Origin of the sequence: Antrihabitans auranticaus (assembly GCF_016481275.1) — a bacterium.
GTDB lineage: Bacteria > Actinomycetota > Actinomycetes > Mycobacteriales > Mycobacteriaceae > Antrihabitans.
Genome location: NZ_JAEMNW010000007.1, coordinates 95,932 through 109,463, shown reverse-complemented (window position 1 = coordinate 109,463; position 13,532 = coordinate 95,932). Strand labels below are relative to the sequence as shown.

16 protein-coding genes are annotated in these 13,532 nt (G+C 64.9%); 5 read left to right on the top strand and 11 right to left on the bottom strand.

What is annotated here, in order from left to right; all coding sequences use genetic code 11:
• Window positions 1–20: 20 nt before the first annotated feature.
• Window positions 21–2,114: a S9 family peptidase gene (locus tag JGU72_RS24725; protein WP_199686760.1), complete on the bottom strand. Its 2,094-nt coding sequence runs from the start codon at window positions 2,112–2,114 to the stop codon at window positions 21–23.
• 37 nt (window positions 2,115–2,151) lie between these two features.
• Here JGU72_RS24725 and JGU72_RS24720 point away from each other — a divergent pair, with 37 nt between their 5' ends.
• The 4 genes from JGU72_RS24720 to JGU72_RS24705 all read left to right on the top strand — a co-directional run bounded on the left by JGU72_RS24720 (window position 2,152) and on the right by JGU72_RS24705 (window position 5,879).
• Entirely contained in the window at window positions 2,152–2,619 is a 468-nt protein-coding gene (locus JGU72_RS24720) for a group II truncated hemoglobin (RefSeq protein ID WP_199686759.1), read from the top strand.
• A gap of 52 nt (window positions 2,620–2,671) precedes the next feature.
• A complete protein-coding gene (locus JGU72_RS24715) occupies window positions 2,672–4,579 on the top strand; it encodes an acyl-CoA dehydrogenase family protein (protein WP_199686758.1) in 1,908 nt (635 codons plus the stop codon).
• A 167-nt stretch (window positions 4,580–4,746) separates the two neighbouring features.
• Window positions 4,747–5,403, top strand: coding sequence for a GTP pyrophosphokinase (locus tag JGU72_RS24710; protein ID WP_199686906.1), 657 nt, complete (start codon window positions 4,747–4,749; stop codon window positions 5,401–5,403).
• Window positions 5,404–5,462: 59 nt separating this feature from the next.
• The gene (locus tag JGU72_RS24705; protein ID WP_199686757.1) at window positions 5,463–5,879 is read left to right on the top strand and encodes a DoxX family protein; all 417 of its coding nucleotides are present in this window, start codon (window positions 5,463–5,465) and stop codon (window positions 5,877–5,879) included.
• On the opposite strand, the gene JGU72_RS24700 is transcribed toward JGU72_RS24705, so the two are convergent.
• Window positions 5,876–6,085: an FmdB family zinc ribbon protein gene (locus JGU72_RS24700; RefSeq protein ID WP_199686756.1), complete on the bottom strand. Its 210-nt coding sequence runs from the start codon at window positions 6,083–6,085 to the stop codon at window positions 5,876–5,878. The two genes, JGU72_RS24705 and JGU72_RS24700, sit on opposite strands and share 4 nt — an antisense overlap.
• A gap of 9 nt (window positions 6,086–6,094) precedes the next feature.
• Entirely contained in the window at window positions 6,095–6,907 is an 813-nt protein-coding gene (locus JGU72_RS24695) for a DUF1206 domain-containing protein (RefSeq protein WP_199686755.1), read from the bottom strand.
• Window positions 6,908–7,049: 142 nt separating this feature from the next.
• Here JGU72_RS24695 and JGU72_RS24690 point away from each other — a divergent pair, with 142 nt between their 5' ends.
• The gene (locus JGU72_RS24690; RefSeq protein WP_199686754.1) at window positions 7,050–8,195 is read left to right on the top strand and encodes a TY-Chap domain-containing protein; all 1,146 of its coding nucleotides are present in this window, start codon (window positions 7,050–7,052) and stop codon (window positions 8,193–8,195) included.
• 5 nt (window positions 8,196–8,200) lie between these two features.
• On the opposite strand, the gene JGU72_RS24685 is transcribed toward JGU72_RS24690, so the two are convergent.
• The 8 genes from JGU72_RS24685 to JGU72_RS24650 all read right to left on the bottom strand — a co-directional run bounded on the left by JGU72_RS24685 (window position 8,201) and on the right by JGU72_RS24650 (window position 13,513).
• Window positions 8,201–8,716 (bottom strand): hypothetical protein, encoded by a 516-nt coding sequence (locus JGU72_RS24685; protein WP_199686753.1) that lies wholly within the window; start codon window positions 8,714–8,716, stop codon window positions 8,201–8,203.
• A gap of 18 nt (window positions 8,717–8,734) precedes the next feature.
• Window positions 8,735–9,016, bottom strand: coding sequence for a metal-sensitive transcriptional regulator (locus tag JGU72_RS24680; RefSeq protein WP_199686752.1), 282 nt, complete (start codon window positions 9,014–9,016; stop codon window positions 8,735–8,737).
• Between the two features lie 26 nt (window positions 9,017–9,042).
• Window positions 9,043–9,276 (bottom strand): hypothetical protein, encoded by a 234-nt coding sequence (locus JGU72_RS24675; RefSeq protein WP_199686751.1) that lies wholly within the window; start codon window positions 9,274–9,276, stop codon window positions 9,043–9,045.
• Window positions 9,273–9,755 carry a hypothetical protein gene (locus tag JGU72_RS24670; RefSeq protein ID WP_199686750.1) on the bottom strand — a complete coding sequence of 161 codons (483 nt, stop codon included), beginning with the start codon at window positions 9,753–9,755 and terminating at the stop codon, window positions 9,273–9,275. Before JGU72_RS24670 ends, JGU72_RS24675 begins: the two co-directional genes overlap by 4 nt.
• On the bottom strand, window positions 9,745–10,182 hold the full coding sequence (locus tag JGU72_RS24665) for a hypothetical protein (protein WP_199686749.1): 438 nt from the start codon (window positions 10,180–10,182) through the stop codon (window positions 9,745–9,747). Before JGU72_RS24665 ends, JGU72_RS24670 begins: the two co-directional genes overlap by 11 nt.
• A gap of 312 nt (window positions 10,183–10,494) precedes the next feature.
• Window positions 10,495–10,965 carry a hypothetical protein gene (locus JGU72_RS24660; protein WP_199686748.1) on the bottom strand — a complete coding sequence of 157 codons (471 nt, stop codon included), beginning with the start codon at window positions 10,963–10,965 and terminating at the stop codon, window positions 10,495–10,497.
• Window positions 10,966–10,970: 5 nt separating this feature from the next.
• The gene (hemB, locus tag JGU72_RS24655) at window positions 10,971–11,960 is read right to left on the bottom strand and encodes a porphobilinogen synthase (protein WP_199686905.1); all 990 of its coding nucleotides are present in this window, start codon (window positions 11,958–11,960) and stop codon (window positions 10,971–10,973) included.
• A gap of 5 nt (window positions 11,961–11,965) precedes the next feature.
• Complete coding sequence (locus JGU72_RS24650; protein ID WP_199686747.1) at window positions 11,966–13,513, bottom strand: bifunctional uroporphyrinogen-III C-methyltransferase/uroporphyrinogen-III synthase; 1,548 nt, start codon at window positions 13,511–13,513, stop codon at window positions 11,966–11,968.
• Window positions 13,514–13,532 lie beyond the last annotated feature (19 nt).

Below are 13,532 nucleotides of genomic sequence, written 5' to 3'. Positions count from 1 at the left end.
CGACCCTCTGACCAGGGCTGTTACCCGAGCCCCTTCTTGATGAAATCGACCTGCAGCTTCAACAGATTCTCCGCGATGTCCTCCTGAGAGGCCATGTGCGTGACCCCCGAAAGCGGCAGCACCGAATACGGCCGCCCTGCCGCCAGCAACGCCGACGAGAGGCGAAGGGTATGTGCGACGACCACGTTGTCGTCGGCAAGACCGTGAATGAGCAGCAACGGCCGTTCCAGTTCGGGGGCATAGTCGATGAGCGAATTGGCCGGGTAGACCTTGCTGTCCGGCATCCCGAGGTAGCGCTCCGTGTAGTGCGTGTCGTACAGGGACCAGTCTGTGACCGGCGCGCCGGCGACCCCGACATGGAACACGTCCGGACGCCGCAGCACCGCGAGCGCAGCCAGGTAGCCGCCGTAGGACCACCCCCGAATTCCGACGCGTCCGAGGTCCAGCGGGAACTCTTCCGCCAGCGCGTGCAACGCCTCGACCTGATCGTCGAGAGTTGCACCCGCAAAATCGAACGCGATCGATTTCTCCCACTCCGGACTGCGCCCCGGCGTACCGCGCCCATCCGCGACAACCACCGCAAAGCCCTGGTCAGCGAACCACTGAGACGTCAGGTGGGGATTGTGGGCCGCCGCTACACGCTGCCCGTGCGGCCCGCCGTAGGGGTCCATGAGGACGGGCAAAAGCGCCGAACCGTCGTAATCACTCGGCAGGAAAACCGCCGACGGGATCCGGCGCGCGCCGGCAAATCGGAACTGCGGCCGGGCGACGAGTATCGGCTGCTCGGCGTGGGACGCAATCGTCGCACCACTTTCGAGCACCCGCACCTGCGTGCCCGGCCTATCCACGCGGGCCGTCGAGACGACGGTGATCCCGTCGCCGACCACTGCGGTCGACACGCCGTCGGTCGTCGACACCCACTCGAAGCCCGAACCGTCCAGACCGATTCGCGCCACACCGACCCAGCCGGGCCGTGGCCCCGTCTCCTCGACTCCGCCCGATGCGGTGAAGTAGACGGTCGATTCTGTCGTCGCAACAACAGACCGCACATGTAGCTCCGGACCCGTCAACGCCCTGTCCCCGACCACCAGGCAACGCACCCCTGTCGCGTCCGAGATGCGGACCACGTCCCCGCCCGGCGTCCACGCCGGCACGCCCGGAAACAGATCGAGCCAGGTGTCGTCACTCTCTTCGAGCACCACATCCGTTGCACCCGAATCGATATCGACGGTCAGCACGCGCTGACTGCGTTGATCCCGGGCCTGGACGAGCAGCAGGGGAGGTCCGCCGATGGACCAGTGCACATGGGCCAGATACGGGAATTCGGCTTTGTCCCAGGTTATTTCGGTTCGCGAACCAGCGAGATCGAATAACCACAGGTCGACGTCGGCGTTGGGAGTCCCGGCAGCCGGATAGGCAACCTCAGCGGGCCTGCGCTCGGGATTGGCGGGGTCGGCAATCCACCAGCGCCGGACCGGAGTGTCGTCGGAGCGCTCGGCGAGGAGCCTGTCGCTGTCGGGCGACCACCAGTAGCCACGGCTGCGGCCCATCTCCTCCTGGGCGATGAATTCGGCTTGGCCCCATACGACTCCGGGATGTTCAGGACGCCCGAGCGCCGCGTCGCCCGACCCGTCCGTGCCGATGACCCGCAATTCGCCGTCGACAGTCGCATACGCGACGTAGGCGCCGTCCGGCGACAGGCGAGGATCGACGAGCGGGCCCGGCACACGCAGCTCCGACGTGGCCCGCTTGTCCAGATCGGTCACGAACAATCGCCCGGACAACGCGAACACTGCCTGGCGTCCGGCGTCGTCGAGCGCGAATCCGACAATCCCCGCCGACGTTTCACGGCTGCGTTCCCGCCTGGCCTGCTCGGCCGCGGAGAGTTCTTCCGCGCCGCCGTGCAGCAGCACCGCGGGGTCGGCGGCGATGCGTTCCTTCCCGGAAACCGTATCGAGAGTCCACAGCATGTTCGCCCGGTCGCTGCCCGACCGCGACCGCAGAAATACGACCTTGGTGCCCGCAACCGCGAACGAACGCGGCGCGCCGACCGTGTACCGAACGGTGCGCGCGTACTGGCGGGGAAACGAATCCTGATCAAGTCCAGAAGTCACGCAGCCACCCTACGGAGTAGGCGATACTCTCGATCCCGTGGCTGACGAAGATCCGAGCCTCTACGAGTGGGCCGGCGGCGGGGACGCCTTCCGGCGGCTGATCGACGCCTTCTACGACCGCGTCGAGCAGGACGACCTTCTCTCCGCTCTGTTTCCAGGCGGCGTCAGCGAAGACCATCGCGCGCACGTGACGTTGTGGTGGGGCGAGGTTTTCGGCGGTCCGCCGCGGTACACCGACGAGCTCGGCGGCTACGAGCGCATGCTGGCTCACCACATCGACCTCGGGATCACCCCGCAGCAGCGGCACCGCTTCGCCACGACGATGAGCCTCGCCGCCGACGACGCCGACCTCCCCGCCGACCCTGAATTTCGCTCCGCGTTCATGGCGTATGTCGAGTGGGGCACCCGGCTCGCGCTGGAGAACTCGCAGAAGGGCGCGGCCGTCGTCGCACATGCGCCCGTCCCACGGTGGGGCTGGGGCGTCGCGCCGCCGTATCGAGGCTGAATTCACAGAGAACTCCGGCCCACTGAGCGTATCCGTCGGTAACGTGCATGGCATGGCCATCACCGCGGATCATTTGCGCATCACGCTCGACGGACCGTTCCACGACACCCGCGAAAAGGTACGCGTGGATCTGAGCCGCGAGCAGTTCACGCCGCGCTTCATTCCCGATCTCGAAGAAGCGCGCGCCCACGCGCTCGAACAGATGCAACTGCTCGCGGGCGACGGTTACGCGGCAAACGGGTTCCGGACCGAACACGGCGGCACCGGCGACGCGGGCGCTGCCGTCACGAGCATCGAAATGCTTGCCATGGCGGACCTTTCACTGATGGTGAAGGCCGGCGTGCAGTGGGGTCTCTGGGGCGGCGCGATCGAGAATCTCGGCACCGCGCGCCACCACGAGCTGTATGTGAAACCCACCATCAACCTCGGACTGCTCGGCTGTTTCGCGATGACCGAAACGGGTCACGGCAGCGACGTCCAGGAACTCGAGACCACGGCCACCTACGACGCCGCGAAGGGCGAGTTCGTCATCCATTCGCCGACGCCCTCCGCACGCAAGGACTACATCGGCGGCGCGGCACTGCACGCCACCGTCGCAGCAGTGTTCGCGCAGCTCATCGTGGCCGGCGAGAACCATGGGGTGCACTGTCTCGTCGTCCCGATCAGGGACGAGCACGGAAACGATCTGCCAGGGGTGACGACGTCGGACTGCGGCTACAAGGGCGGGCTCACCGGCGTCGACAACGGCCGGATCATGTTCGACCATGTCCGGATCCCGCGCGACAACCTGCTCAATCGCTACGGCGACGTAGACGCGGACGGCGTCTACAGCTCTCCCATCGAAAGTTCGAACCGCCGGTTCTTCACGATGGTCGGCACGCTTGTGCGCGGCCGCGTCACGGTCGGCGGTTCGGCTGCCGCTGCGGCGAAGGTCGCGTTGACGATCGCGACGCGATATGCGTTGCAGCGCAGGCAGTTCAGTGCACCGAAGAGCGACGACGAGGTGCCCATCATGGACTACCTCGTGCACCAGCGCCGGCTGCTGCCGTTGATCGCGCGCTCGTATGCGCTCGGCTTCGCGCAGAACGAGCTGATCGCCAAGCTGCAGGACCTGCAAGGCAGTGACGAGGAGCCCGATCCGCAGGACCAACGCGAGCTGGAAAGCCGCGCGGCGGGGCTCAAGGTCGCCAACACCGCATTCGCCACGCGTGCGATCCAGGAATGCCGCGAGGCATGCGGCGGCGCAGGCTATCTGACGGAGAACCGTCTGGTGCAGCTCAAGGCGGACACCGACGTGTTCACGACGTTCGAGGGCGACAACCACGTTCTGACTCAGCTCGTCGCGAAGGAACTGCTGACGTCCTACGCCGACGAGGTCCGCGGGATGAGCCCGGTCGAGTGGATGAAGTTTGCGACGGTCACGGTCAGCGACGTCGTCAAGACCCGGACCGCCGCACTCCAGATCATTCAGACGCTCCTCGACACGCGGCAGGACAACGAGGAAGACGGCAGCCTCTTCAATCGCGGCACCCAGCTCGGAATGTTCGAGGATCGTGAGGAATACCTGATCTCGACCGCCGCCCGGCGTCTACAGGGTGCGTCCAAACGCGAGAAGGATCCGTTCGACGCGTTCAACTTCGTGCAGGACCACGTCATGCACACCGCGCGCGCACACATCGATCGAGTGACGCTGGAGGCGTTCATCGCGGGCATCGAAGCGTGCAAGGACAAGGCGGCAAAGGAGCTGCTCGAGGACCTCTGTGACCTGTACGCACTGTCGGTCATCGAGGAGGACAAAGCCTGGTTCATGGAGCATCGCCTGATCTCGGTCGAGCGGTCGAAGGCTGTCGGACGGGCCATCAACGAGCGGTGCCGAACGCTGCGCCCGCGCGCTCGGTCACTGGTCGACGGCCTCGGCGTTCCCGATAATCTGCTCAACGCCGCAATGCTGGAGCCGTAGCCCGACAGCGGCTGTGCGTTTCTGATCTCAGTGCCGTCTCAGCTTGACATGAAAGACTGTACTGCGACAAAACGGACAACTTAGGGCGGGCGATAAACGTGACCGAATCTCTGGACGGCGTGTGGGCGGAGGATCTGGCGCACTACCGCGCCGAGTTCACGCGCTTCATGATGCCGTACCAATTCGGCATCGCGGAGATGATGACGAAGGTGAACATCCTCAAGGACGAGTTCACCCACATCCATCACTACAGCCCGATCGAGCACGTAGCCTCTCGCCTGAAATCGCCGGAGAGCCTCCTGCAGAAGGCCTACCGCAAGAATTGCCCGATCACGTTCGACGACCTCGCAAAGCAGATCGTCGACATCGCAGGCGTCCGCATCACGTGCAGCTTCATCAAGGACACCTACCGCATCGCGGACATGCTGACCGGCCAGAACGACATCACCGTCACCGAAGTGCGCGATTACATCGCCGCACCCAAGCCCAACGGCTACAAGAGCCTGCACATCCTGGCCGAGATTCCTGTGTTCATGAGCGATCGGGTCCAGCAGGTGCCCGTCGAACTGCAGATCCGGACCATCGCCATGGACTTCTGGGCGAGCCTCGAGCACAAGATCTACTACAAGTACGGCGGCAACATTCCGCCGTCGTTGCTCGAAGAGCTGACGGAAGCGGCCGAGGCAGCCAACAAGTTGGACGTCAAGATGGAACGGCTGCACGAAGAGTTCGCGGCCGCCAAAGCGGAGTCCGACTTCGCCGACGGACAGCTGTTGTTGCCGATGCCGATCGAGCTGCTCGAATCTCTGGCCCGCAGGCGCTAGAGCGAGTGAGGCCGGGCACTTTAGTTGAGGATTGAATTAGATTTTGACACCCTTGGTGCATGAATTCGTCTACACAACGTGACCTGGCCCTGCTGATCGCCCGCGTAGGCCTCGGCGTGGTGTTCGTCGCGCACGGCTGGCAGAAGTTCTTCACCACTGGCCTGGACAACGTGACGACAGGCTTTCGGGGCATGGACATCCCCGCCCCGCGCGCATCGGCGATCTTCGCCGCAGCAGTCGAACTCGGTGGCGGCATCGCGTTGATCGCGGGTGTGCTGACCTCGATCGCCGGCCTGCTCCTGTTCGCGAACATGCTCGGCGCATTCGCATTTGTACACATCGAGAACGGCGTCTTCGTCAGCGGTGGTGGCTACGAGCTCGTCGTCGCCCTGGGTGTGGGCGCGCTGCTGATCGCCGTCACCGGTGCAGGCAAGTTCAGTATCGACGCGAGCTTCGGCAAGGCCGTCCGGGTCTAGGAACAGCAACCGCCGCCACAGCACCCACCGCCGCCCTGCGGCTGTGGCGCGGGTGCCGACTTGCCGGCCAGTCCCAAGGTGGTCAGCAGCTTGACCGTGTCGTCGTGCCCCTGCGGGCACGGCGTATCGATCGAGGACTCGGACATCGAGCGGGTCACTTCGAACGTGTCGCCGCAGCTCCGGCATCGGTATTCGTAACGGGGCATGCAAGAAGGCTACATTCTCGCGTCCTTCGCCATGACGAAGGAGTAGACGCCGTAGACCGCGATACCCAGACCCGCGATGACGAGCAGTGCCGTCCCGAACGCCTGCTCACCGAGGATCTTGATGGCGCCATCGAGGCCCTTGGCTTTGGCCGGATCTGCGGTGACGACGGCCGTGATGATCAAAGTCCCGACGCCGAGCAGCGCCGCACCCTTGGCGATGTAACCGACGAATCCGATAGGCTCGGCGTACCGACTGCGTGTCGGCAACAGATCTTTCAAAAACTTCTTCGTCGCGCCCTTGTAGGCGAAGTATCCACCGACGCCGATGACTACTCCACCCGCGACGATCAGGACAAACTTTCCGAACCCGTTCTCCATCAGGCGCGCAGTGAGGCCGACGTTCTGCTCGCTGCTCGACTTGCCGGATCCGCGCGCGAACGTGAACGCGGTCCAAGCGAACGCGAAGTACACGACGGCCAGCGAAAGCGCCTTTACCTTGTCGAATGCATCGCCGGAATCGGATTCGGACGCCTTGCCGCCGACCGTTTCGACAAGCCGCCAGAGTGCGAGCATGACGAATGCGGCCACGGCCACCCACAGGGCGACGGCTCCGCCCGGTTTCGACGCCAGCTCGCCGAGCGCGCCGGACTGGTCGGCGTTCCCGCCCTTGCCGAACGCCAACCGGATCGCGATGTAGCCGATCAGGATGTGCAGGACGCCGTTGACGACGTGCCCGGCGCGCGCGAGCTTCTCGAACCACGGGTGCTGGACAGCATCCGCCGCACGGGAGCCTTTATCGGTATCACTGGTCTCTTGGGACATGGTCGCCACCTTTCGCCTATGGATTCACCGGCTGGCCGTCGCGCAAACCTGTGCCGCGCATATGTCGGACCATCCCGCTACGTTGTAGGTGCGGGTCGGAGCCTGGGTCAGCTCCCCCGCGTCCCTAGTGCAAGGAGTGCCCGTGTCCAATTTCAACGAGTCCGACTTCGAACACTTCGATACCACTGTCGTCGCCGCATGGACCGACTTCCGCACTTGCCTTGCCGACCGCCTCGCTGCTCTGCCGAAGGGCGAAAAAATAGTTCTGACCTGCAGCTACGACGTGATCTACCCGCTGCCCGAGGTAGTTTTCACTGTCACCGGGGCCAACCGCGTGCGGTGCGAGATTCCCGCCGGCCCGCGGCTGCGATTCATGGAAACCGCCGACCTCGACGCAATGTTCGAGGCTGGGTGGAAACAACGCAAGGACGGGCGCGTCGTTCTCGAGTTCGGCCGGCGGTACTCGGACAAGCTCGCTGCGCTGGCCGTCGTCGTCGTTCGGGACATGTGGGAAGTGCCTCACCCCGCGTTCTTGACCGAGGGCGGTCCGGCTGAGCCGGAGCCGATCGTGGCAGTTGCCCCGCGGGGCCGCGACCATCTGCAGGAGTTGGCTGCCGCGGTCGTGAGCGATCTCGTGAGCGAACCGGTGCTGCGTGACGAAGACGGGGACATCCCGCTGACGATCGGCGACATGTCGTCACTGCTGTGCGTGCGGGTGGACGAGCCCACGATCGCGTTCTATGCGGTGCTCGGCGACGCCACCAACGCGGCCGCCGTACTCGAGGAGCACAGCCAGGTGTGGCCGGACGTGAACCTGCGGATCGTCGACGACGCGGTGGTCGGCGTCCTGCGCCTCGAAGCGACCGTGTTCGTGGCGAAGAACCTCGAATCTGCATTCGCGAAGTGGATCCACTTCATGCGCGAAGGCGCGCCGGTCATTGCTTCCGAGCTCGAGGTCGACAATGTGGCGCAAAGCTTGCCGGCGGCACTGCAGTGCCTCCTGCATCTCGATCAGCTGGACGCGTCCGAGGTCGCGGCGATCTGCGACAACGACCGCGACTCGATCCTCGAATACCTACTGATCTGCTCGGAGCAGGAGATCTCCTGGCGACGGTCGGCGAGCGACGCACTCGACGCCGAAGAAGCCGCCGCATGCGAACACGAGGCCGAGGCATGGGCCAACACCCACGAGAGTCTGCGGGCGGCGCTGCGGGTTGTGGTGTTGCCGTCGCGGCGCGGAAATCGGCGCAGAGACGCGGGCTGGACCTCGGAAGGCTCGATGAAGTAGCCCGGCTACTGCTGAAGTCGTTCCTGAACCTTGCGAGCCAGTTCCAACGCCGCCGCGTCGCTTTCGTCCGCCGACAGGTTCGGGTTCGCGACCTGAACCGAGTTGGCGCGCTTGTCGGCAGCGAAGTCGACGACGCCGGTCGCGAAATAGCGCATTCCGTCCGGAGCTGGCCTTCCCTCGAAACCGGGTTCCGGGTCGGGCAGGGTGCCGTTGATGGCGGTGTCCGGCGCGCCGATGTCGACCGTCACCGATGTGTAGGTGTCAGGGTTTTCCCAGACACACCCCGGCGCTTCCGGAACGCTTGTGTTCGGATTGCCTGCGACGTCGACATCGATGTATTTCTGGATATCGGCACTGGTGAGCAGGCCGCACGCGTCGATGGTGGTTGCGTCCTCCGCAGTCGGCGCGCCGGGTCGCTCGACGGCGGAACTCATTGCGGCCGAACCGTCGTCGTCGCTGGAACTGCACGCGACCAGCCCGAAACTCGCAATTACGACAGCCACGAACGGAAGCGCCTTCATCACGCCAACGCTACTCGGCTACGAGCGCACCAGCCGGGCAATCGCGTCGGACGCTTCCTTGATCTTTGCGTCCGCCTCGGGTCCACCGCGCTTCGCCGCCTCGACCACGCAGCCCGCCATGTGGGCGTCCAGAAGCTTGAGCGACACCGACTGCAGCGCCGAGGTGGCCGCCGCGACCTGCGTCAGGACGTCGATGCAGTAGCGATCGTCGGCAACCATGCGCGAGATGCCGGCAACTTGCCCTTCGATTCGGCGCAGCCGCTTGAGCAGCTCGTCCTTCTCGGGGGAGTACGAATTCATGGCACTACCATACCCCCCTTAGGTACTTAAGGCGAGGGTCGAACCAGCCGCCCGACCGCGTCCACGAGGAACGCTCCGCCGGCCGCAACCAGGCATGCAGCGAGGGCGATCCAGCCGCCGGAGTAGTACGTGCCGTCTGCGCCCGATGCACCGACGAACTCAGGGGACAACGGCGTGGTTTGGACGCCGATGTTCCAGCACCAGACACCGAGCCCGACGAGCACCACACAGGCCACGACATCGATCACGATCCGCTTCACGACGACTCCTTACGCAAGCGCTCCAGCGCGCTCGTCAAATGCTCGCGCAACCGCTCGTCGTTACGCGCCCACGCGCGGACCATGATGTCCCCGCGCATTTTCACTCCGATCGCGGTGCGACCCCGCGGAACATCCGAAAGCTCGCCCAACGCACGAGCTTCCTCCCACGGCTCTTCCCGTCGCCGATAGTCGTCGGCCTCGGGATAGAGATACGCGATGTCGGCCAGCGAAATCACCTCGGTGCCCTGCCGCAACGTCGTGTCCGTGAGTTCGACACTGACGTGTTTCTTGCCGGCCACCACCTGCAGCGCGACAAATCCCGCCAGGAGTGCCGCAAACGCAATCAACCCGAACCAGTGCACAGGCGCACCGAAAGAAATTTCGATCACGAGTATTACCGCGCAGAAGACTGGGCCGTAGGCGACCGAACGCCACCTCGCGCCGGGTTCGCGGTATCGCACGGGAGGTTCAGGTTTCATCCACGAACCATTCCTTCGCACCGGGCCGATAAACGAGAACCGACGCCGCGACGAGTAGCACCGGAACTACCAACAGGATCACCGGGCTAATCCCTGTCAGCACCGCGCCCGCTTGAAAAAGCGCGAATATGGCAGAAAGTGCGACTAGGGCTCTCCGAAAGCGGTAATGCCCATTACGGACCGGTCCGGCCATGAATCCGATTGCCAATCCGACGACGACCGACATGCCGCCGGTCACGCGAAGCATCAGCACAAATGCGTCGGCGGTTTCGGTGCTGTAGTCGAGATCGGCCAAACGCTCACGAATCGAATCACCGTTCGCGCTGGCAGCAAGAATGCCGAACAAAAACAGGGCAATTGCGGCAACGAGCCAGAGCCAATAGGCAATTGAAACGAGTTTCGGACGACTGTCGGAAGGGGTGGTCACGCGTCAATCTTGCTGTATCGAACGACATACGGCCGACCTAGGGTCAGGCGAACATCCCGGGGGCAATCAGCAATACGACTGTCAAAATGCCTATCAACACGATAAGGCCGATGATCAGCAACTCGCGTCGCAGACTCTGATGCTGCTGGATCACAACCCGCATACCTCACCCTTTCGCGTCGTGGCCAGCATGGCCACCGTGCGACAATAACCAACTCCGTGTCGCGTACCTGGCCCAATACCGAACCTTGTGATACCTCTCACACTACATGCGCCCGCTCGATGCAGCCAATCGGGCCGCGCGCCCGCAACCTATTGCGACGGCGGAAATCGCAGGAAATACGAGTTCGATTCACCCCGGTGCAACAAAAAGATCGCCCCTGCCGCGAGTACGCCCTGAATGATCCCCGCCGCACCGATCACCAGGGACACAGGGCCGTCGGGCGAAACCAGACCGACCACATTGAACAGCGCACCCAGCACAAGAATCCCGCCGACGAGCGTGACGATCATGCGCGCCCAATTGCGCGCTCGCTGCAATTTGCGGAGTACGAGAAGAAACGCTGCCGACAAGAGCAGGCCGAGCACAACCGATACACCGAGCATCATGACGACCAACCGGGTCGACCCGTTCGCACCGGCAAGGTCCGCGCGGTGACCGTATCCCTCGACGACACCCGCAGCCATACTGACGACACCGAAAGCTATTACTCCCCACCAGAGTTGAGCCGCGGTCGTAACGTCGACCGGCACCGGCCGTTCGTCGCGAACGTCTTTCCGCACTTCCACTACGACCTCGAATTACCCAGCCAGCGAGCAGCTTCCGCCGCCCAATAGGTGAGGACGATGTCTGCGCCGGCACGGCGGATACTCGTCAACGATTCGAGAATCGCTGCATCGCGATCGATCCAGCCGCGCTCTGCGGCGGCGGTGATCATCGCGTACTCGCCCGAAATCTGATATGCGGCAACAGGAACCGACGATCGGTCCGCGACCTCTCGCAGGACGTCGAGGTAGCTCATCGCGGGTTTCACCATGACGATGTCAGCACCCTCGGCGAGGTCCAGATCGACCTCTCGCCAGGATTCGCGTCGATTCGCCGCGTCCTGCTGATAGGTTCGGCGGTCACCTTGCAACGACGACCCGACGGCTTCGCGGAACGGTCCGTAGAACGCCGACGCGTACTTCGCTGCGTACGCGATGATCCCCGTACCCGAGCGCCCGGAAGAATCGAGCGCTTCACGAATCGCACCGACCTGGCCGTCCATCATCCCGCTCGTGCCGAGCAGGTGCGCACCGGCGTCGGCTTGCGCGAGCGCCATGTCGACATACCGGCGCAGAGTCGCGTCGTTGTCGACCGACCCGTCCGCGGCGAGCACACCGCAATGTCCGTGATCGGTGAACTCGTCGAGACAGGTGTCGGCCATCAAGACCGTCGAGTCCCCGAGCTCGTCACGCAAGGTACGGAGTCCGCGATTCAGAATCCCGTCGGGATCCGACGCGGCGGAGCCGTCTGCGTCCTTGTCCGCGGGTGTCGGAACGCCGAACAGCATCAGCCCACCGACACCAGCCGACACTGCATCGGTGGCGGCCTTCGTCAGCGAATCGAGAGTGTGCTGCACGACACCCGGCATCGACGAAATTGCGCGTGGCTCGTCGATGCCGTCGGCGACGAACATCGGGAGCACAAGATGCCTCGGCTCCACTGACGTCTCGGCGACGAGGCGCCGCAGTGCAGGTGTCCGGCGAAGTCGCCGCGGGCGGTCCAGGGGGAACAGAGCGCTTACCGCCTGCGGCTCTTCTTACGCGGCGGCGGCAGCGCACCCTCGGCGCGCAGTCGCGCAGCGTGCTCGGCGAGCGCCTCGACGAGCGGTCCGACCTGAGCAAGCTCGGGCTGGACATCGACGCGCAGACCGAACTCGATCGCGGTCTCGGCGGTCTTCGGGCCGATACACGCGACGAGCGTCCGCGCATGCGGCTTGCCCGCGATGCCGACCAGATTCCGGACCGTGGACGACGAGGTGAACAGAACGGCGTCGAACCCGCCGGCCTTGATCATCTCGCGCGTCTGCGCCGGCGGCGGAGCAGCCCGGACCGTGCGGTAGGCGGTGACGTCGTCGATCTCCCAGCCGCGTTCCCGCAGTCCTTCGGCGAGCGTTTCCGTCGCAATGTCGGCGCGCGGCAGCAGGACCCGGTTGACCGGGTCGAAGACCTCGTCGTACTCGGCGAACTCCTCGAGCAGACCGAGCGAGCTCTGCTCACCCTTCGGCACGAGTTCCGGATTGATGCCGAACGAGCGCACCTTGTCCGCGGTCGCTTCCCCGACGCACGCGATCTTGACGCCCGAGAACGCGCGGGCGTCCAGGCCGAACTCGGCAAACTTCTCCCACACGGCGCGGACCGCGTTGGTCGACGTGAAGACGACCCACTGGTAGCGGCCGTCGACCAGGCCCTTGACCGCGCGTTCCATCTGCGCGGGACTGCGCGGCGGCTCGACCGCGATGGTCGGAACCTCGATCGGCACGGCACCGTGCGTCACGAGACGCTCGCTCATTTCGCCGGCCTGATCCTTCGTGCGCGGCACGAGGACGGTCCAGCCATAGAGCGCGCGCGACTCCCACCACGACATCTTGGCGCGCTGCGTCACGATCTTGCCGACCGTGACGACCAGCGGACCGACCAGCTCGGCACCGGAATCGTTCAGCGTCGCGAGCGTCGCCTCGATGGTCCGCTGCTGCCGCGTCGTACCGCGAACGGTGATCGCCGCCGGAGTCTGTGGTGCAAGGCCGTGCTCGACGAGCGCGCTTGCCGTCTCTGCGAGGTGACCCGACGTTGCGTGCAGGACGAGCGGACCGGGAGCCGACGCGAGCGCGGCCCAATCGACCTCGCCGCGGACATCCGCTTCGGTATGCGTCGAACCGAGCGCCATGCCCGCGTAGCTCGGCACAGCCGACCCGCCCGGCAGACCCGGGAGGACCTCGAAATGCACGTTCGTGCGGGCCACGGCGGTGACCTCGGCGATCACCGAATCGGTGGTCAGCGGGTCGCCGGAAACAACGCGGACCACGTCGTGGCCGTTGCGCGCCTCGGTGACAAGTGTCTTGGCGACCTCACCCGGGTCACCCAGGGCGGGCCGCACCTCGGCGGGCGCATCCTCGGGCGCCGCGGCGCCGATAAGTGCGACAACCCCGCTGTCGACATCAGGATCGGTGAAAGCCAGCTCCGCGCCGACGAGCACTTCCCGTGCTCGTACGGTGAGCAGGGCCGGATCGCCTGGGCCGGATCCTACGAACAGGATCCGTCCAGGGGTGTTCTTACGGGCTCGGCTCATCGATTGTTCTCCAGTGCTT